This is a genomic window from Vibrio sonorensis (genome assembly GCF_001854765.1).
In the GTDB taxonomy this organism is placed as follows: Bacteria; Pseudomonadota; Gammaproteobacteria; order Enterobacterales; family Vibrionaceae; genus Vibrio; species Vibrio sonorensis.
In genome coordinates, this window is sequence record NZ_LJJE01000013.1 from 12,025 (window position 1) to 31,481 (window position 19,457).

A 19,457-nucleotide genomic window follows, 5' to 3' on the forward strand; every position below is an offset into this window, starting at 1 on the left:
GCAAGAGCTCGGCATAAGACCGAAGCAAACGTGAAAACTACTGGTTAAGGGAAAATATGCACAACGGCGTGATGAAGGCATGGCTCGAGTCTTCACACTTGCTGGCGCCAATGCAACTTACGTAGAAGAACTCTACGAACTGTATCTAAGTGATCCCGATCTGGTAAGTGAGGAGTGGAAACGTGTATTTGATGAGTTGCCTAGGCACTCTGATACTGCGGCTGAACAACCGCATTCGCGCGTCCGCGACTACTTCCGACGACTCGCTCAAGAAACTAAGCATTACAATGTCCAAGTTAGTGATCCAGATGTCGATGCTAAGCAAGTAAAAGTTCTACAGCTAATCAACGCGTACCGCTTCCGCGGTCACGAAGCTGCCGAACTTGATCCTTTAGGATTATGGGTTCGTCCACCTGTGGCAGAACTCGACCCCGCATTCCACAATCTTACCGAAGATGATTTCGAAGAAACCTTCAACGTAGGTTCTCTGGCGGTTGGCCAAGAGACCATGCAACTGAAAGATATCTACACTGCTCTGAAGAAAACGTACTGTGGTTCAATCGGTGCTGAATACATGCACATGACGGACACAGAACAAAAACGTTGGATCCAGCAGCGCCTTGAATCTGTTAGCGGTACTCCATCATTCAACAAAGAAGAGAAGCGTGCTTTTCTAGAGGAGCTAACGGCTGCCGAAGGCCTTGAGCGTTACTTAGGGGCTAAATTCCCGGGCGCTAAGCGTTTCTCCCTAGAAGGTGGTGATGCACTAATCCCAATGACCAAAGAGCTTATTCGCCACGCGGGTGCGAGCGGTATGCGTGAAGTGGTGGTTGGAATGGCTCACCGTGGCCGACTGAACATGTTGGTTAACGTTCTGGGTAAAAAACCTCAAGATCTGTTTGACGAGTTTGCCGGAAAACACGATGAAACTTGGGGTACAGGCGATGTTAAGTATCACCAAGGTTTTTCTGCTGACTTCGCCACACCAGGTGGTGATGTTCACTTGGCATTGGCATTTAACCCGTCTCACCTAGAAATCGTTAATCCAGTGGTTATCGGTTCTGTACGTGCTCGCCAAGACCGACTTGGCGATGAAAATGGAGACAAGGTTCTACCAATTACCATTCACGGGGACTCTGCGATTGCAGGTCAAGGTGTGGTAGCAGAAACCTTTAACATGTCTCTTGCGCGTGGATTCTGTGTCGGTGGTACAGTTCGAATTGTTGTTAACAACCAAGTCGGATTTACTACCTCTAACCCGACCGATACCCGCTCTACAATGTACTGTACCGATATTGCTAAGATGGTACAGGCACCAATTTTCCACGTGAATGCTGACGATCCAGAAGCCGTGGCTTTTGTTACTCGTATTGCTTTGGATTATCGCAACGAGTTTAAACGCGATGTTGTTATTGATTTGGTGTGCTACCGCCGCCACGGTCACAACGAAGCTGATGAGCCAAATGCAACTCAGCCGTTGATGTATCAAAAGATCAAGAAACACCCAACACCGCGTAAGCTATACGCTGATGTACTAATTGACCGCAACGAGTGCGATATTGAACTGGCCACACAACTAGTCAATGAATATCGCGATGCGCTCGATCACGGTGAAGTGGTAGTTAAAGAGTGGCGTCCAATGGCTCTACATTCGGTCGATTGGTCCCCATACTTGGGCCATGATTGGGATACTGAATGGGATTCGACCTTTGATACCAAACGCTTGGTTGAATTGGGTCAGCGTCTCGGGCAATACCCAGATAGCCACAAGTTGCAAAGTCGAGTAAACAAACTCTATAACGACCGTGCCGCTATGATGACTGGCGAAAAAGCGGTTGATTGGGGTATGGCTGAAACCTTGGCATATGCGACTTTGCTAGATGACGGTAAACGCATTCGTATTTCTGGTCAGGATTCTGGACGTGGTACCTTCTTTCACCGTCACTCAGTACTGCACAATCAGACCGATGCGAGTACGTATATTCCATTGGCAAATATTCACGATAAGCAAGGTCCTTTTGAAGTCTTTGATTCAGTGTTGTCTGAAGAGGCGGTACTGGCGTTCGAATACGGTTACGCGACAGCTGAACCAAGTGGCTTAACGATCTGGGAAGCCCAGTTTGGTGATTTTGCCAACGGAGCACAGGTGGTTATTGACCAATTTATCTCGTCTGGTGAGCAAAAATGGGCGCGTTTATGTGGTCTGACTATGCTTTTACCACACGGTTATGAAGGTCAGGGGCCAGAGCACTCATCGGCTCGTTTAGAACGTTATCTACAGTTGTGTGCTGAGCAAAATATGCAGGTAGTCGTCCCGTCTACTCCAGCGCAGGTTTATCACATGATTCGCCGTCAGGTTGTGCGTCCGATGCGTCGCCCACTGATTGTGATGTCTCCTAAGTCATTGTTACGTCACCCGTTGTGTACGTCTACTTTAGAAGAGTTGTCGGAAGGTACGTTCCAGCCAGCGATTCCGGAAGTCGACAGCCTAGACCCAGCGAAAGTGAAACGCGTTGTGTTCTGTTCAGGTAAGGTTTACTTCGATCTGCTAGAGCAACGCCGCAACAATGAGCAAGAAGATGTGGCAATAGTGCGTATAGAGCAGTTGTACCCATTCCCGCTGGAAGAAGTCAAAGCCGCTATTGCGCAATACACTAATGTGGTTGATTTTGCTTGGTGTCAGGAAGAGCCCCAGAATCAGGGTGCTTGGTACAGCAGTCAACACAATTTCCGCGCAGCTATCCCTGCCGGTGCTGATCTTAAATATACAGGCCGCCCGGCCTCTGCTTCACCGGCAGTAGGTTACATGTCTGTACACTTGAAACAACAGAAAGCGTTAATTGAAGACGCTCTGACCCTAGATTAAGAACTAGAAGTAAAAGGAAGAAACAGATATGACAATTGAAATTCTGGTTCCAGATTTACCTGAATCCGTTGCGGACGCTACTGTCGCGACATGGCACAAGCAACCGGGCGACGCTGTAGAGCGCGACGAAGTTCTGGTTGATATTGAAACTGACAAAGTTGTATTGGAAGTCCCAGCGCCAGAAGCAGGTGTTTTGGAAGCAATCGTAGAGGAAGAAGGGGCGACCGTTCTTTCTAAGCAGCTTATTGCACGTCTAAAGCCTGGTGCTGTTGCTGGTGAGCCAACCAAAGATGCGCCTGCGGAAAGCGAAGCATCGCCAGATAAGCGCCACAAAGCGGCGCTTACTGAAGAAACGAATGATGCGTTAAGTCCAGCGGTTCGTCGCCTTCTAGGTGAACACGGCCTTGAAGCTTCACAAGTGAAAGGCACTGGTGTTGGTGGCCGTATCACGCGTGAAGATATTGAAGCTCACATCGCTAATGCGAAAGCTGAACCTAAAGCAGAAGCTCCGGCACCTGTTGCAGAAGCACCAGCGGCTGCGCGCAGCCAAAAACGCGTACCTATGACACGTCTGCGTAAAACCGTTGCTAATCGCCTGCTTGAAGCGAAGAACAACACGGCTATGTTGACGACCTTCAACGAAGTTAACATGAAGCCAATTATGGATCTTCGCAAGCAGTACAAAGACCAGTTCGAAGAGCGTCACGGTATTCGTCTAGGCTTTATGTCTTTCTACGTAAAAGCAGTGACAGAAGCACTAAAACGTTACCCTGAAGTCAACGCTTCTATTGATGGTGATGATATTGTTTACCACAACTACTTTGATATCAGCATGGCGGTATCTACGCCACGCGGTTTGGTGACTCCAGTACTTAAGGACTGCGATACACTAGGAATGGCTGATATCGAAAAAGGTATTAAAGAATTGGCCATTAAAGGTCGTGACGGCAAACTGACTGTTGACGAACTGATGGGCGGTAACTTCACTATCACTAACGGTGGTGTATTTGGTTCTTTGATGTCTACTCCAATCATCAACCCACCACAATCGGCCATTCTTGGAATGCACAAAATTCAAGAACGTCCAATGGCTGTGGATGGTAAGGTAGAAATTCTACCTATGATGTATCTTGCTCTTTCTTATGACCACCGTTTGATCGATGGTCGCGAGTCGGTAGGTTTCCTAGTGACAATTAAAGAGCTATTGGAAGATCCTGCTCGTCTATTGTTGGACGTTTAATAAGCACTTCCGAAGACGTCTGCACGGAAGTGTAGACGTCTATAAATTCAGAGGCTAGACTGGCTCAGCGTCTGGCCTTCATTTAGACTACTATTTTGCTAGTTTAATTTGAGAAGCACCCTACAGACGTATCGCTCGACACCTAGTGTCGTCGCTTTATGGAAATAATAAATCCCCAAAGGGATAAACATACGGAATAAAACAATGAATTTGCATGAATACCAAGCCAAACAGCTGTTTGCCGAATTCGGTTTGCCGGTGCCGGAAGGCTACGCATGTGATACACCTCAAGAGGCTTTCGAAGCCGCCGGTCGTATCAGCACTGAAAAGAAAGTTGTAAAATGTCAGGTTCACGCAGGTGGACGTGGTAAAGCGGGCGGTGTAGAACTACACGACACTAAAGACGGTGTTAAAGAGTTCGCTCAGAAGTGGTTAGGTAAGAATCTGGTAACTTACCAGACTGACGCAAATGGTCAGCCAGTTACTAAAATTCTCGTTGAAGAAGCTTCAAACATTGCTAACGAATTGTACCTAGGTGCGGTGGTAGATCGCGCAACGCGCAAAATCGTATTTATGGCTTCAACGGAAGGTGGTGTTGAAATCGAAAAGGTGGCAGAAGAGACACCTGAGCTTATCCATAAAGCAGCGATTGATCCACTCGTTGGTCCTCAGTCATACCAAGGCCGCGAGCTCGCGTTTAAGCTTGGTCTTGAAGGTGACCAAATCAAACAATTTGTTAAGATCTTTATGGGTCTTGGCAACATGTTCTCTCAGTATGACCTTGCTCTACTAGAAATTAACCCACTAGTCATTACTGGTGAAGGTAACCTTCTATGTCTTGATGGCAAGATCAACATCGATTCCAATGCTCTATACCGCCAGCCTAAGCTGCGCGAAATGCACGATCCATCTCAAGAAGATGAGCGTGAAGCACACGCTGCTCAGTGGGAGCTAAACTACGTTGCACTTGATGGAAACGTAGGCTGTATGGTTAACGGTGCGGGTCTAGCAATGGGTACGATGGACATTGTTAACTTGCACGGCGGCAAGCAGCTAACTTCCTCGATGTAGGTGGCGGCGCTACGAAAGAGCGCGTTGCTGAAGCATTTAAGATCATCCTATCGGACGACAATGTGAAAGCAGTACTGGTTAACATCTTTGGTGGTATCGTGCGTTGTGACATGATCGCTGAAGGTATCATCGGTGCGGTTAAAGAAGTTGGTGTAAACGTACCAGTGGTTGTACGTCTTGAAGGTACCAATGCTGACGTAGGTCGTGAAGTACTTGCTAATTCTGATGTTGATATCATTGCAGCTGAGTCATTAACTGACGCAGCTCAGAAAGTCGTTGCTGCTGCGGAGGGCAAATAATGTCTGTACTAATTAATAAAGACACCAAAGTAATTTGTCAGGGCTTCACTGGTGGACAGGGTACTTTCCACTCAGAGCAGGCGATTGCATACGGAACGCAAATGGTTGGTGGCGTATCACCGGGTAAAGGTGGTCAAACCCACCTTGGTCTTCCTGTATTTAACACGGTACGCGAAGCTGTTGAAGCAACTGGCGCAACGGCGACGGTTATCTACGTTCCAGCACCTTTCTGTAAAGATGCTATCCTGGAAGCCATTGACGCGGGTATCGAACTTATCGTAACCATCACTGAAGGTATCCCAACAACGGATATGATCGATGTAAAAGTCAAACTGGAAGAAACGGGCGCTCGTATGATCGGTCCAAACTGTCCAGGTCTAATCACTCCAGACGAGTGTAAGATCGGTATCATGCCGGGTCATATCCACAAGAAAGGTAAAGTAGGTATTGTATCTCGTTCTGGTACACTAACTTACGAAGCGGTTAAGCAAACCACTGACGAAGGGTTTGGACAATCAACGTGTGTTGGTATCGGTGGTGACCCAATTCCAGGTTCAAACTTTATCGATATCCTAAAACTGTTCCAAGATGATCCAGAGACAGAAGCCATTGTCATGATTGGTGAAATTGGTGGTACAGCGGAAGAAGAAGCAGCGGCGTTTATCAAAGAGAACGTGACTAAGCCTGTTGTCTCTTACATTGCTGGTGTTACTGCTCCTCCAGGCAAGCGTATGGGTCATGCTGGCGCGATTATCTCTGGTGGTAAAGGTACAGCAGAAGACAAGTTCGCAGCTCTAGAAGCGGCAGGTGTTAAAACAGTGAAAAGCCTAGCAGATATCGGTAAAGGTCTGCGCGAAGTAACGGGTTGGTAATAACACCATTTAAGTCAGCGAAAGGATGGCCATTGGCCATCCTTTTTTTGTTTCAAGACTTATTAAGTTGCCTTTCAAGCTGCTCTACGCGCAAGGTTAGGGCATCTATTTGCTTTTGTAGAGTTTCAACGGTTTGCTCCTCACTAGCTTGTGCTATTTCAACCCTCGGTACTTTTTTGGTGCTTTTCCAGCGCTTTAAAGACGCGATGATTGCTGGCATTGGGATAGGTGAACTCAATCGAGCTCTAACGAGTGCGACTGTTGGCTCTTTTCCTTGGTTTGTCAGCTCTTGGAACACGCGTTCTAGTTCTTGGGTGACATCCTGAGTAAGCATAATATGACTTCCAATGTTCAAAATTAAATAGAGATAAACTGAAAATAGCAAAAACGGGTGTGTGACGTAAGAGATCTCTCACATTTGATGTGAGAAAACGTGTAGCCTATAGGCAAAACCAATTTACTTTGTGGAGTTATCTTTCTGATTTTTAATAAAAAACTATTTTGTGTGTATTGCTTGCCTAAAACTGATTTATCGTACGCTGGTTGTGACATTAAAAAGATAGGAGTAGATTAAATCTGTCGGAAGGATACTGACACGGAACAGGAAAGCATCAAGGATGTGAAGTCAGGAAGACTGAGATAAACGGGATGTTTATCCAAAGGATTACAGGACAAGCTTGGACGGCTTTTTACCAACAGGACGTTTGGTAAACAAGGAGAGTATGGGAACCCCTTATGGACAGGCTGGATTTGTACAGGATGTACCAAGGACACCGCTCAGGGAACAAGTGAAGTGTGCTAACTGGGAAGGTTAGCAGTCAGGATGATGTGGACACCGCTAGGATAGCGATGGACGGGAAAGGCTGAAGGATTTGGCAACTGTTATGGACGATGCATGGAGCACGAATCTGTAGCTGGATTGCTGCGAGTAAGACCAGAGCCCCGGTACTAAGTATCGGGGCTTTTCTTATCCCGATATGTCTTGTGGTCCAAGTTTGAAGGTAAAGCTGGCGGCGTGTCTTCCTTGGCTCCGTGTAACAAATCTCATTAATAATTTCCTCTATACCTATAAAAATATACTTGGATCAATAACTCGATTGTTGGCTTAGTTTACTTTCTCGGCTTGTTTTATCTGCGATGGATTTATCGCAAGGACGTGATGTGACCATTGTTACTCAAAGAACCATATTGGTTCCTTACCATGACTCTTTACAGTCAGATTTTCTAATGCTCAACTGCTGCGTAAAAAACCGCGCAGAAATGAACGGGCCTCATACGGTGGCGTCTGCAAAACAGCTTTTTCAAAGAGTGTTGCACGACGTTGATCTTCATTGCATGGCGGTTCTCGATGGCCGAACGAGGGATTACATGGGGCATGTGTTTATTTGTAATCTCTCTACCGAGCCGGAGTTGGGCTATATCTTTGATAAAGCGTATTGGGGACAGGGATTTGCCAAAGAAGCTCTAAAGGCCTATTTCCCCAAAGCCGTGAAAGACCTAAAGTTGAATAAGGTCGTTGCTACGTCCAATACGCATCACCAAGCTTCTATACGCCTGTTGAAGGCCTTAGCGTTTGAGCAAGTAGGAGAAAGCTCTGACAGCTTTGGACCATTTTATAAGTTTCAATTCGATGTCGTTTAAAGGGTAGGCGACTTGTCTACCACTACATGCGATGTGGTGGAATATCAAACTGACCGGATACAAAGCCGTACATAATCAGTTCTCCTTGGTAGCAATCGTCGCCGAGTGAAGAAAACTCAAACTGATAGCGAGTATGCCAGCGCCACTTTCCGTCAGGCAGCCGAAAACGATGACCCTTTAAGGCCACGCTGACCAACTGTAACTCCAAATGTTCACACTTTCTTAAGATAGTGCGCTTGGCGATTTCAGATTGCCGTCTCTGCTGCCAAAAAAGCGCGCAGAAAAGCGTTAAACCGAGGATGGCAAACAAATCTCCGATCATGGTTTTATCCCTTGGCTGCTTTTTGCAAACCAATGAGAGCGCTGCTCAGTTCACTTGAAGCATCTGAGTGCAGTAAAGGCAGCAATACCATTCTAAGTTCAGGAAGCATAACCAAGTCCGCGAACAACTGATTGAAAAGAGTTTGATTACCTGTTTGAGCGAGTCGGATTAGAAATTGTTCCGCCAATTTAGGCTCTGCCAGTGTTGTCCAAACACGGCCGGCAATACCAATCAGTACCTCTTGGTGGCTCAACCTTGGGCTTTTCAGAATTTGGCTGACGAGGTGATGGCTGACACTTATTTCACTGCCGCCCAAGCTGCGAATTAAGGCGGACAGCAAAAAGAGATCTGGGTCTTTGCTGTCGACCTCCTGTTGCACTAATTCGGCGATACGGTGTGCCAGCTTTTCTGGTAGACGAGCGTGCTCTAGGCAACCTAAAAGTGCATATAGTGGTTCATTAGGCAAGTTTGTAATAGCTTTGCGAAGTAGAATACCGTTTTGATCAATGCTGAGTCTAGCGACAATATCACTGATCCCCTGCAAGCCAACAGTCTGCCAGTTTTGCCAACCTAAGCCACCTTGAAAGTAGTGTTGAGCGTGTTCGTAGTACTGGCTGGTGGGTAAATCCAATTGTGCTCGTATTTGACTGTTAAAGACCGCCAACTTATCTTCGGCAGGTTTGTAGGTATATGGATTGTTGGCTAGCTTTTGCTGAGTATCTTCATCCATGTCATCGCTCAGGCGAGTACCCATGGCTTCGATAACATACTTTAAAAATTGACCAATATCGGCTGGTTTTAACAGGCCTCTCTCATCAAGATCGAATTTTAGGAACCAGATCCAAGGTTGCTTCTCTTGGTTCCAGTAGGCGATCCCCATATGAGCCTTGCGTTGAACAGGGTAGGGATACGGCTTTTTCCCAGCTTCTATATCCGCAAATGATGCGGTAGAAATGGGTACAATTCTTCTACCTAAATCGACGATCTGAAAATCACAGCCGCTGTTTTTAAGAAGCTGAGTTAGGGTATGAATGGTGTCCATAAAGCGCGTATCCTGCAGGTTTGAATTTTTACAGAGCGAGGCGAGCACGTAGTTTTCGCCAATCTCGCTATATAAATGGTATCCTAGCGGCCAATTTCAAGGGGCAACGACCAGAATCATGACCAAACTAAGTGACTTGTTGAGAAAACTGTCTATTCAACTTCAAGAAAACGGATTATGGGAAAGCAAAGAACCCACTGAAGAGCAACTTAACAGTCCAGAACCTTTTTCCTTAGACCGCTTGTCTCCGGAGCAATGGTTACAGTGGATTTTTATTCCTAAGATGCAAGTATTAACGGAGGAAAAGGGCCAAATACCGAACGGTTTTTCTATCGCCCCATACTTTGAAGAATGCTGGAAAGAGTTACCGAATTTGAGTGATGTTATCGCCACGATAAAAGAGATAGATAAGTTATGTCAGTAGAGCTGGAAATCCTTTATCGAGACGACTATTTTGTTGCCGTCAATAAACCTGCAGGTATGCTAGTGCATCGAAGCTGGCTGGATAAGCATGAAACTCAGTTTGTTATGCAAACACTCCGAGACCAAATAGGGCAACACGTTTTCCCTCTTCACCGATTAGATCGCCCGACATCGGGAGTACTGCTTTTTGCCTTATCCTCAGAGGTAGCCTCAGAGGTAATGCCGATGTTTGCGGGTAAAACCATAAACAAAACCTACCATGCTATCGTCCGTGGTTGGATAGAAGAGGCTGGTCGACTGGATTACGCGTTAAAAGTTGAGTTGGACAAAGTCGCCGATAAGTTTGCCAGCGAAGACAAAGAGCCACAGGAAGCAGTGACAGATTATCGTCCTCTGGCAAAAGTAGAAGTGCCACATTCAACAGGCCGCTTTCCAACAAGCCGCTACTGCTTAATGGAGCTTAAGCCACTGACAGGTCGAAAACATCAACTACGGCGCCATATGGCGCATTTGAGGCACCCTATCGTCGGTGATACCACTCATGGTGATGGTAAACATAACCGTCTGTTCAGAGAGCATTACGATGCGAGAAGACTATTGCTGCACGCCAGCGAACTGACACTTGTTCACCCATATACTGAGCAACCTTTGACGATCAAAGCGGGCTTTGACGAGATTTGGCAAAGTTTGCTGACTGAGTTTGCCTGGCCAAACTCTTAAGGTATTTGGCACACTTTCTATTCTGCCAATATCTGCTTAAACGAAGGAATAAGGAACGAGGCTCCGAACTCACTCAGGTGATCATCGTCAAAAAACATGGGTCTGCCTTTATGGTCACCATAGCAATACAACTCATCGCAATACTTGTCTTGAACAGACACGATAGTGACGCCACATTGTTTTTGAAGGCTATTCATGATTTTTGAAAAAGCTTCATTTCTTTTGTTGTAGGTTGCTTTATCGATTTTGACCCTATAACTGGCGTTGCCTTTTATGTACTCTCTTGCCATCGTTTGAGGGACATTTAGGGCTAGCTCAGGAGTTTGCTCCAAAAGGTAAATAGGGTTTGTTTTTGAAAAACGGCACAAGGTATCGATAAAGGCTGTTGACATCGATTTTGTGTAAGCTTCGCCAAATTTCGCTTCAAGATTATTACTTGAGATAAGTTCTGTGACTCGATTAGAGCTCTTTTCGTTCACACCAAATAATAGAGCATTAAATCGATTTGAGATGATTACTGGGACATTAGGGTAGTTTTTTACCTCAGTTAGTGCAAACTCAATGAAGTCGCCACAAGAAGTATCTTTACTTCCACTTCTTATGTTGTATATCCCCTGAACTGTCCGGCATCCAGACATTGTCCAGTCCAGCACGGATGACTCCTTTGACAGGGATTTTTCAACACTTCGAACGATACCTTGAGCATGGCTATCGCCTAAGACAATCGCTTTAACTTCTCCCGAGCCGTACTTACACTGCGGGACTGTCCCCTCGCTGACATGGCACTCTTGTCTTCTGGGATTTATGTTTTCAGATTCATTTAAAATGGTTAAAACTTCTTCAGAGTAACGGCTGCTTTGGACATTGACGATTTTGGTCAACACTGTACTGATTACTAGGACTAAAACGGCAGCGATCAAGGGCTTAATGACTAATGCTTTTTTCCAGTTAAGTGTATTTTCCCATTTGATTGTTTCTACGTATTTATGGCTAGCAAAACCTAAAAGCAAGGAAATTAGCATTCCTAAAGCTACTGAACTTTGTACGTTCAAGTAATGAAAAAGAACGACCACTGGCCAGTGCCACAAATAGATAGAATACGACCAAAGTCCCACATACTGGGATAGTTGGTTGTTTGTCAAAAAGCTATCTTGCCTATTGGCGATGATCACTAAAAAGGTACCAGCGACAGGTAAAATGGCTAAATACCCTGGCCAAGGTGTATCGCTAGACACAACAAAATAGGCTGCCAATATTAATAGCAAACCTAAGGCTTCGGCGATTTGGCTTTTTCTTCGGTTGAAATTGAGTGGGTAGAGGTAAGCTATTCCCCCCATCATCATTTCCCAGGCTCTTGTTGGGAGAAGGTAGTAGGACTCATCGCTCCATTTGAATGTAGCGAAGGCACTGACCGAAAAAAGCAGTATCGTAAATGCGACAATCAGTTTTTTTGTCGTGTGAAGACCAAATAATCGACTTAGAGCAAGCAAAATGAGAGGGTACAATATGTAGAATTGCCACTCTACTGATAATGACCAAGTGTGTAGAAGCCACTTACTATAGGCAGATGTATCGAAATAACCAGACTCTTTTAAGTAGATTACGTTAGAGAAGAAACCGAGACTTCCAGTAATGTGTTTCCCGAGAATTTTGTAGTCTATCGGTGTTAAATAGAACCAACCAAATACGAGAAGGGCTAGACATAGAACGGCGAGTGCAGGGATTATTCGATTGGCTCTAGCTACGTAAAACTTGATCAGAGAAAGCTCATTATTTTCTAATCCCCTGACGATGATGGCTGTCATCAAATAGCCCGAAATGACGAAAAAAACGTCAACTCCAGCAAAACCTCCGGGAAGGACTTCGGGACTGAAGTGGAACAGAGCAACTGCAATCACAGCAATGGCTCTTAAACCATTAATATCATGCCTAAATTTCATAAATACACGCCAGAAAAGTTTGCTGGTATTGTAAAGTTTATTTTTGGTAAGACAAGATCTTAGTTAAGTCGAGAAACCGTGTTGCTAAAGGTGAGTCGCGATAGAAAAATTCTCATTGTGATCTGTCTAAAAAGAAACTTTTAGAAGGAAGGGGTCCCTCTGTAAAGAGGGACGTTGAATCTTGGTGTGTTACTTTGCTAAATAGCTCAGGATAGAGCGTTCAATGCCTGCGGCATCAAGCCCTAACTCTTGATGCATCTCATCTTGAGTGCCTTGAGCGATAAACTTGTCTGGTAGGCCAAGATTAAGCACTGGTTTGATCTGCTTAGTCTTCATAAGGTGTTCGATAACACCAGCACCTGCGCCACCTGCAATGGCATTTTCTTCCAGAGTGACTAGCGTATCGTGAGACGATGCAAGTTCAGCGAGCAACTCCGTATCGAGTGGTTTAACAAAGCGCATATCTGCTACCGTTGCGTTGAGCTTCTCTGCGGCTTCTAAAGCATTCGGCAGCAAGGTACCAAAGTTTAAAATAGCGACGTTTTCACCTTGGCGTAAAATGCGTCCTTTACCTATCGCGAGTTCGGTAAATGCCGATTCAATCTCAGTGCCCATACCACTGCCTCTCGGATATCGAACAGCACTAGGACCTTGGTGTTGGTGACCAGTATAGAGCATCTGACGACACTCATTCTCATCACTCGGCGCCATGATTACCATGTTTGGTATACAGCGCATAAAGCTGAGGTCAAAGGCGCTTGGTGAGTTTGACCATCTGCGCCCACAATTCCGGCACGGTCAATAGCGAACATAACAGGGAGGTCCATGATTGCTACGTCGTGAATAAGCTGGTCATAGCCACGCTGCAAGAAAGTGGAATAAATGGCGACGATAGGATGATCACCACTGATTGCCATTCCGGTCGCCAGTGTGACAGCGTGTTGCTCGGCGATTGCCACGTCAAAATATTGAGAGGGGTACTCTTTCGAGAAACGCACCATGCCAGAGCCTTCACGCATAGCTGGCGTAATCGCCATCAGTTTGGGATCTTGCGCTGCCATATCGCAAAGGAAGTCACCAAAAATTTTAGAAAACGTAGGCTTAGAGCTTGCGCTTTTTGGTAATGAACTGTGGTTTGGGTCGAACTTAGGTACGCCGTGATAGCCGATGGGGTCTTTTTCGGCAGGTTCATAACCTTTGCCTTTTTTGGTCATAATGTGCAAGAACTGCGGACCTTTCAGCTCGCGCATGTTCTTCAGTGTTTTGACCAGTTCGTTGACATCGTGACCGTCGATAGGGCCAATGTAGTTAAAGCCCAGCTCTTCAAACAGCGTTCCGGGAACCACCATGCCTTTTAAATGTTCTTCAGTACGGCGAACCAACTCTTTGATCGGCGGTACGCCAGAGAGCACTTTTTTTCCACCTTCGCGAATGGATGTATACAAGCTGCCAGACAGTACTTGGGCAAGGTGGTTGTTCAGCGCACCGACGTTTTCCGAAATGGACATTTCATTGTCGTTAAGTATGACAAGCATGTCAGGGTGAACATCACCAGCGTGGTTCATGGCTTCGAACGCCATTCCTGCAGTAATGGCGCCATCGCCAATTACACTGATAATTTTTCGGTCTTTCCCTTCTTTTTCGGCACTTATTGCCATACCAAGAGCGGCACTGATGGAAGTCGATGAGTGACCGACAGACAAAGTGTCGTACTCGCTCTCCTCACGCCAAGGGAAGGGGTGCAAACCGTCTTTCTGTCGAATGGTAGACATTTGCTCGCGGCGGCCCGTCAGTATCTTGTGTGGATAGCTTGATGGCCCACATCCCAAATCAGTTGATCGAAAGGCGTGTTAAAGACGTAGTGCAGAGCGACTGTCAATTCAACGGTACCCAAACCAGAGGCAAGGTGTCCACTTGATTGGCTTACTGAGTTAAGTAGGTAAGTACGTAATTCATCACATAGCTTGATGAGCGCTTCTTTTGGAAGGCTACGAAGGTCCTCCGGCGTATCTGCCAGAGCCAGTGTTGGATATTTAGCAATATCAAGAGTCATATATATGCGCGCTTATAGTGTTAGTTCTTGCGCTCGATGACATATCGGGCGAACTCTTCTAAAGTTTGTGTATTGTAAGGGATTGCTTCTAAGGCGTGAAGTGCCTCTTGCAATAGAGTATTGGCTTTATCTATCGCTCCGTCCAGCCCCAGTAGAGCGGGATAGGTGCTTTTGTTCAACTCTTGATCAGAGCCTTGTGGTTTACCTAGGGTTTCGGTGTCACTAATGATATCTAAAATGTCATCTTGCACTTGAAAAGCAAGGCCGACCGCATCTGCATACTGTTCTAGCTGGAAAAGGTATTTCACTCCTTTTTCGCCAGCAGCCAATGCCCCCAAAACCACCGCACATTTTATTAGGGCTCCCGTTTTATTACGGTGAATTTGCTCTAACTCTGTTAATGAAACGTTACGATTCTCTGCGGCTAAATCCAATGCTTGTCCCATACACATGCCCTGTGCCCCCGAGGCAGAAGCAAGTACCTGTACCATTTTTATACGATACTTTTCTGCATCTGGATTTAGAGTGCCTTCGGCAAGTATGGAAAATGCGAGAGTTTGCAAGGCATCGCCCGTCAAAATAGCGGTGGCTTCATCAAACTCAATATGACAAGTGGCCTGTCCTCGTCTTAGCTCATCGTCATCCATGCTGGAAGATCATCGTGAATAAGAGAGTAGGCGTGAATACACTCGACAGCACTTGCTGGAGTATCCAGATGCTCTTCACTGACGCCAAACAGGGTACCCGTCGCATAAACTAAAAATGGTCTTGCTCTTTTCCCGCCTAATAAAAGGCCATAACGCATGGCGTGAACGAGTGGCTGTTGTTGATGAGGCAACTGACTTAACCAGTGCTCTAATTGCTCACTATTACGCTGTTGATAAGAGGTTAATGCCTCACGCATAAAAGGAAATTCTCGTCGTTATTGTTCAGAAGATGCATCAAAGTTACTAAGAGGAGACTCATCGTCATTGTTCAGTAAAATCGCTACACGTTGCTCAGCATCTGTTAACTTGGTCTGGCCGGATCTAGCCAAGGCAATGCCTCGCTCAAACTTTTTCAAAGCATCGTCTAAAGCCAGATCTCCGTGTTCTAACTGTTCCACCAAGGTATCAAGCTCTTCGATGGTGGCTTCAAACGTCATATTTTCAGGTTTTTTGGTGGCCATAAGCAGTCTGTATAGAGAAAGATGCACGAAAGTTACCCCAGCAACCGATGATGGTCAAATTTATGGGGGTAAAATTGTTATAAAAATTGAGTTAACGCGGTCATGTCAATAATTGAATCTAGTGCACTCAAGCTTGCGTTATTTTAGTCTAGTATGAAGAAGGGTCACTATTGAGTTAATAAATCATTAAAGATCTTAGCAAGTTGCCGATATAATTCGGTAGAAGCTTATTAATGGCATGAGGAGTGCTTTGTGGATTTAGCAACGCTGTTAGGACTGATTGGTGGTTTCGCGTTCGTCATCATGGCGATGGTACTTGGCGGAAGCATTATGATGTTCATCGACGTCACGTCGATATTGATTGTTGTAGGTGGTTCCACCTTCGTGGTGTTGATGAAATTCACCATGGGACAATTTTTCGGAGCGGCGAAAATTGCTGGTAAAGCATTTATGTTTAAAGCCGATGATCCAGAAGACCTCATAGCGAAGATTGTTGAGATGGCGGATGCGGCGCGTAAAGGTGGTTTCCTCGCTTTAGAAGAGATGGAAATAACCAACAGTTTTATGCAAAAAGGTATCGATCTTCTCGTCGATGGACACGATGCAGATGTCGTTCGCGCAGCCCTTCAAAAAGACATCTCGCTTACTGATGAAAGACACGAACACGGCTCTGGTGTATTTAGAGCTTATGGTGACGTGGCACCGGCAATGGGAATGATTGGTACCCTTGTTGGTCTGGTAGCCATGCTTTCCAATATGGACGACCCGAAAGCCATCGGTCCTGCAATGGCGGTAGCCCTTCTTACAACGCTATACGGTGCGATTCTAGCGAACATGGTGTTCTTCCCTATCGCGGATAAGCTTTCTCTTCGTCGTGAACAAGAAACATTAAACCGCAGGTTAATTATGGATGGGGTTCTCGCTATTCAAGACGGTCAAAATCCACGTGTTATTGATAGCTACCTGAAAAACTATCTCAACGAGGGTAAACGTGCTCTGGACGTAGATAACGAGTAAGGAAGCGGCTATGGATGATGATAACAAGTGTAAATGTCCACCTCCCGGCCTTCCCGCTTGGATGGGTACTTTTGCAGACTTGATGGCGCTTCTAATGTGTTTCTTTGTACTTCTGTTGTCGTTCTCAGAGATGGATGTACTGAAGTTTAAACAGATCGCGGGTTCAATGAAGTTCGCGTTTGGTGTTCAAAATCGTTTAGAAGTGAAGGATATCCCCAAGGGGACGAGTATTATTGCTCAGGAGTTTCGTCCGGGGCGACCTGAGCCGACACCGATTGACGTTATCATGCAGCAAACCATTGATATTACACAGCAGACTCTAGAGTTCCACGAAGGGGAGTCTGATCGAGCGGGTGGTACTCGACGAGATCAAGGTCAAATGACTGGTGGACAATCACCGGAAACCTCGACTCAGAATAACCAAAATGCAGAATCAGACAAAAATCAGCAGCAGTCTGAATCTATGTCTGAAGAGTTAGAAACAGTTCTAGAAACGATTAAAAAAGCGCTAGAGCGCGAAATTGACCAAGGCGCAATTGAGGTTGAAAATCTCGGTCAACAAATTGTTATTCGGATTAGAGAGAAAGGTGCTTTCCCAGAAGGTTCCGCCTTCCTACAGCCTAAGTTTAGGCCACTCGTCCGTCAGATTGCCGATTTGGTCAAAGACGTTCCCGGTATTGTAAGGGTATCTGGTCATACAGATAATCAGCGCATCGACTCTGAACTGTATCGTTCAAACTGGGATCTCTCTGCGCAACGAGCGGTATCGGTTGCTCAAGAGATGGAACGAGTTCGCGGCTTTGATCATCAGAGATTAAGAGTGCGAGGTATGGCGGATACCGATCCAATTGGACCGAACGACACGGAAACACAACGCTCTAGAAACCGTCGCGTGGAAATCAGTATCATGCAAGGTGAGCCATTGTACAGTGAAGAAATACCTTCAGCTCAGCAATAACAAGATCATTAGCAAAAAGGCGAGCGTAAAAGCTCGCCTTTTTTATATGGTTATCATCATGTATAATCTTGCGCCCTTAGACGGTGCCTGTTGTAGTAACGATCTTTGACCGTAGGATTAGTCGTTATAATTAAAGGCAAGTGCAGTAACAGCCATTTAAATTGTGAAGTTAAGTATGAAATTTATTGTAAAGCCACATCCAGAAATTTTTGTTAAAAGCGAGTCGGTGCGTAAGCGCTTTACTAGAATACTTGAATGCAATATTCGCAATATCGTCAAGCGTCGCACACAGTCAGTAGCGGTGTTTAACCGCCGTGACCACATCGAAGTGACAGCGCCAACGGATGCGTATTATCAAGAGACGTTAGAAATCTTGACTCAGACACCGGGTATACATCACGTACTGGAAGTCGAGCAGTCTGAGTTTACCGATCTACACGATATTTTCGAACAGGTGCTTAAACGCAGTGGTCCGCTTATTGAAGGCAAAACTTTTGTTGTGCGTGCTAAGCGTCGTGGCAAACACGACTTCACTTCTATTGAGCTAGAGCGTTACGTTGGCGGTGGTCTTAATCAAGCGGTTGAAAGCGCGAGTGTCAAACTGCAAAAACCTGATGTAACCGTAAAGGTTGAAGTGGTCGGCGAAATACTAAACCAAGTAATTGCCCGTCACAAAGGTTTGGGCGGTTTCCCGCTTGGAACCCAAGAAGATGTACTTAGCCTTATTTCTGGTGGGTTTGACTCCGGTGTTTCTAGTTACCTGCATATTAAGCGCGGTTCAAAGGTGCACTACTGTTTCTTTAACTTAGGTGGCCCAGCGCACGAAATCGGTGTTAAGCAAGTATCCCACTACCTTTGGAACAAATATGGTTCGTCGGCTAAAGTTCGCTTTATCTCCGTCGACTTTGAACCGGTCGTCGCAGAGATCTTAGAAAAGGTAGATGACGGTCAAATGGGCGTGATTCTCAAGCGTATGTTTATGCGTGCAGCGGGTATGATCGCAGAAAAATTTGGTATTCAAGCATTGGTCACCGGTGAGGCATTAGGTCAGGTCTCTAGCCAAACCCTGACTAACTTGCGTCACATCGACAACGTGACCGATACCCTTATCCTGCGCCCTCTCATTAACTGGGATAAAGAAGACATTATCAATCTGGCTCGTGATATTGGTACGGAAGACTTTGCCAAGACAATGCCTGAGTACTGTGGAGTTATCTCTAAGAAACCAACTGTCAAAGCGATAAAAGGCAAGCTAGACGCAGAAGAAGAGAAGTTTGATTTTGATATCCTAGAGCAGGTCATTCGCGACGCCCGTTTAATGGATATTCGAGATATAGCTAAAGAGTCTGAAGAAGCCGCGCCTGAAGTTGAGCAAGTACAAGCCGTTGCTGAGCACGCGGTAGTGTTGGATATACGCAGCCCAGAAGAAGAGGAAGACAACCCGTTAGAAATCGACGGTGTTGATGTGAAACACATTCCTTTTTACAAGTTAGGCACTCAGTTTGGCGATTTGGATCAAGGTAAGGAATACTTACTTTACTGTGACCGTGGTGTGATGAGCCGCTTACAAGCGCTCTATCTACAAGAACAAGGGTTCAGTAACGTCAAGGTATACAGACCATAGAAAAAACGCTCCTTCGGGAGCGTTTTTTATTGCCGGAAGAGACTCGTTTGTAGGGTTTTAGACATAAAAAAACACCGCCCAAAGGCGGTGTTAAACAATTTGACAGACAGGTCAAAAAAATAAATACAGGAAGTATGAGTTTTGCTGCTGGATAAGAGAAACAAAACCTTGGTAGAAACCTACCTTACTCGAATTACGAGT

Annotated in this window: 14 protein-coding genes and 4 pseudogenes; 10 read left to right on the plus strand and 8 right to left on the minus strand. The window is 45.7% G+C overall.

All coding sequences use genetic code 11. The features are described from left to right. The first annotated feature begins 56 nt into the window (after nt 1-56). From sucA to sucD, 4 genes and pseudogenes are all read left to right on the plus strand, one after another. A pseudogene (gene sucA, locus BLO31_RS02635) lies at nt 57-2,866 on the plus strand (2-oxoglutarate dehydrogenase E1 component). A gap of 28 nt (nt 2,867-2,894) precedes the next feature. Further along, a complete protein-coding gene (odhB, locus tag BLO31_RS02640; RefSeq protein ID WP_070962761.1) occupies nt 2,895-4,106 on the plus strand; it encodes a 2-oxoglutarate dehydrogenase complex dihydrolipoyllysine-residue succinyltransferase in 1,212 nt (403 codons plus the stop codon). 204 nt (nt 4,107-4,310) lie between these two features. After that, a pseudogene (sucC, locus tag BLO31_RS02645) lies at nt 4,311-5,476 on the plus strand (ADP-forming succinate--CoA ligase subunit beta). After that, nucleotides 5,476-6,348, plus strand: a complete 873-nt coding sequence (gene sucD, locus BLO31_RS02650; protein WP_070962762.1) for a succinate--CoA ligase subunit alpha — start codon at nt 5,476-5,478, stop codon at nt 6,346-6,348. Before sucC ends, sucD begins: the two are co-directional and overlap by 1 nt. A 52-nt stretch (nt 6,349-6,400) precedes the next feature. Here sucD and BLO31_RS02655 read toward each other — a convergent pair whose 3' ends face one another. Next, nucleotides 6,401-6,682, minus strand: a complete 282-nt coding sequence (locus tag BLO31_RS02655; protein ID WP_070962763.1) for a hypothetical protein — start codon at nt 6,680-6,682, stop codon at nt 6,401-6,403. Between the two features lie 827 nt (nt 6,683-7,509). Between BLO31_RS02655 and BLO31_RS02660 the strand changes: the two genes are divergently transcribed. Beyond that, nucleotides 7,510-7,989 (plus strand): GNAT family N-acetyltransferase, encoded by a 480-nt coding sequence (locus tag BLO31_RS02660; protein WP_070962764.1) that lies wholly within the window; start codon nt 7,510-7,512, stop codon nt 7,987-7,989. A gap of 22 nt (nt 7,990-8,011) precedes the next feature. On the opposite strand, the gene BLO31_RS02665 is transcribed toward BLO31_RS02660, so the two are convergent. Continuing rightward, complete coding sequence (locus BLO31_RS02665) at nt 8,012-8,311, minus strand: DUF3301 domain-containing protein (RefSeq protein WP_070962765.1); 300 nt, start codon at nt 8,309-8,311, stop codon at nt 8,012-8,014. A 4-nt stretch (nt 8,312-8,315) separates the two neighbouring features. Next, entirely contained in the window at nt 8,316-9,353 is a 1,038-nt protein-coding gene (locus tag BLO31_RS02670; RefSeq protein WP_070962766.1) for a DUF3549 family protein, read from the minus strand. A gap of 118 nt (nt 9,354-9,471) precedes the next feature. Here BLO31_RS02670 and BLO31_RS02675 point away from each other — a divergent pair, with 118 nt between their 5' ends. Together BLO31_RS02675 and truC are read left to right on the plus strand one after the other, a co-directional pair. After that, a complete protein-coding gene (locus BLO31_RS02675) occupies nt 9,472-9,777 on the plus strand; it encodes a YqcC family protein (RefSeq protein ID WP_070962767.1) in 306 nt (101 codons plus the stop codon). Then, nucleotides 9,768-10,496 (plus strand): tRNA pseudouridine(65) synthase TruC, encoded by a 729-nt coding sequence (gene truC, locus BLO31_RS02680; protein WP_070962768.1) that lies wholly within the window; start codon nt 9,768-9,770, stop codon nt 10,494-10,496. Before BLO31_RS02675 ends, truC begins: the two co-directional genes overlap by 10 nt. Nucleotides 10,497-10,513: 17 nt before the next feature. Here the strand turns inward: truC and BLO31_RS02685 are convergent, their stop codons facing one another. The 5 genes and pseudogenes from BLO31_RS02685 to xseB all read right to left on the minus strand — a co-directional run bounded on the left by BLO31_RS02685 (nt 10,514) and on the right by xseB (nt 15,657). Next, on the minus strand, nt 10,514-12,436 hold the full coding sequence (locus tag BLO31_RS02685) for an acyltransferase family protein (RefSeq protein ID WP_070962769.1): 1,923 nt from the start codon (nt 12,434-12,436) through the stop codon (nt 10,514-10,516). Between the two features lie 189 nt (nt 12,437-12,625). Then, nucleotides 12,626-13,114: a transketolase C-terminal domain-containing protein gene (locus tag BLO31_RS25100; protein ID WP_425425259.1), complete on the minus strand. Its 489-nt coding sequence runs from the start codon at nt 13,112-13,114 to the stop codon at nt 12,626-12,628. Then, a pseudogene (dxs, locus tag BLO31_RS02690) lies at nt 13,115-14,489 on the minus strand (1-deoxy-D-xylulose-5-phosphate synthase); the annotation flags it as partial. It lies immediately after the preceding gene. Between the two features lie 20 nt (nt 14,490-14,509). Beyond that, nucleotides 14,510-15,393 (minus strand): annotated as a pseudogene (gene ispA / locus BLO31_RS02695) ((2E,6E)-farnesyl diphosphate synthase). An 18-nt stretch (nt 15,394-15,411) separates the two neighbouring features. After that, nucleotides 15,412-15,657, minus strand: coding sequence for an exodeoxyribonuclease VII small subunit (gene xseB / locus BLO31_RS02700; RefSeq protein WP_070962770.1), 246 nt, complete (start codon nt 15,655-15,657; stop codon nt 15,412-15,414). A 252-nt stretch (nt 15,658-15,909) separates the two neighbouring features. Between xseB and pomA the strand changes: the two genes are divergently transcribed. The 3 genes from pomA (at nt 15,910) to thiI (ending at nt 19,256) form a co-directional block, all read left to right on the plus strand. Next, nucleotides 15,910-16,674 carry a flagellar motor protein PomA gene (gene pomA, locus BLO31_RS02705; RefSeq protein ID WP_070962771.1) on the plus strand — a complete coding sequence of 255 codons (765 nt, stop codon included), beginning with the start codon at nt 15,910-15,912 and terminating at the stop codon, nt 16,672-16,674. A 10-nt stretch (nt 16,675-16,684) separates the two neighbouring features. After that, a complete protein-coding gene (locus BLO31_RS02710; RefSeq protein ID WP_070962772.1) occupies nt 16,685-17,632 on the plus strand; it encodes a flagellar motor protein MotB in 948 nt (315 codons plus the stop codon). Nucleotides 17,633-17,807: 175 nt separating this feature from the next. Beyond that, nucleotides 17,808-19,256 carry a tRNA uracil 4-sulfurtransferase ThiI gene (gene thiI / locus BLO31_RS02715; protein WP_070962773.1) on the plus strand — a complete coding sequence of 483 codons (1,449 nt, stop codon included), beginning with the start codon at nt 17,808-17,810 and terminating at the stop codon, nt 19,254-19,256. Nucleotides 19,257-19,457: the final 201 nt, after the last annotated feature.

What these genes read in the sequence shown, in the direction of transcription:
- odhB (WP_070962761.1), top strand. Translation starts at nt 2,895, where the DNA reads ATGACAATTGAAATTCTGGTTCCAGATTTACCTGAATCCGTTGCGGAC.
- sucD (WP_070962762.1), top strand. Translation starts at nt 5,476, where the DNA reads ATGTCTGTACTAATTAATAAAGACACCAAAGTAATTTGTCAGGGCTTC.
- BLO31_RS02655 (WP_070962763.1), bottom strand. Translation starts at nt 6,682, where the DNA reads ATGCTTACTCAGGATGTCACCCAAGAACTAGAACGCGTGTTCCAAGAG.
- BLO31_RS02665 (WP_070962765.1), bottom strand. Translation starts at nt 8,311, where the DNA reads ATGATCGGAGATTTGTTTGCCATCCTCGGTTTAACGCTTTTCTGCGCG.
- BLO31_RS02670 (WP_070962766.1), bottom strand. Translation starts at nt 9,353, where the DNA reads ATGGACACCATTCATACCCTAACTCAGCTTCTTAAAAACAGCGGCTGT.
- BLO31_RS02675 (WP_070962767.1), top strand. Translation starts at nt 9,472, where the DNA reads ATGACCAAACTAAGTGACTTGTTGAGAAAACTGTCTATTCAACTTCAA.
- truC (WP_070962768.1), top strand. Translation starts at nt 9,768, where the DNA reads ATGTCAGTAGAGCTGGAAATCCTTTATCGAGACGACTATTTTGTTGCC.
- BLO31_RS02685 (WP_070962769.1), bottom strand. Translation starts at nt 12,436, where the DNA reads ATGAAATTTAGGCATGATATTAATGGTTTAAGAGCCATTGCTGTGATT.
- BLO31_RS25100 (WP_425425259.1), bottom strand. Translation starts at nt 13,114, where the DNA reads ATGCTCTATACTGGTCACCAACACCAAGGTCCTAGTGCTGTTCGATAT.
- xseB (WP_070962770.1), bottom strand. Translation starts at nt 15,657, where the DNA reads ATGGCCACCAAAAAACCTGAAAATATGACGTTTGAAGCCACCATCGAA.
- BLO31_RS02710 (WP_070962772.1), top strand. Translation starts at nt 16,685, where the DNA reads ATGGATGATGATAACAAGTGTAAATGTCCACCTCCCGGCCTTCCCGCT.
- thiI (WP_070962773.1), top strand. Translation starts at nt 17,808, where the DNA reads ATGAAATTTATTGTAAAGCCACATCCAGAAATTTTTGTTAAAAGCGAG.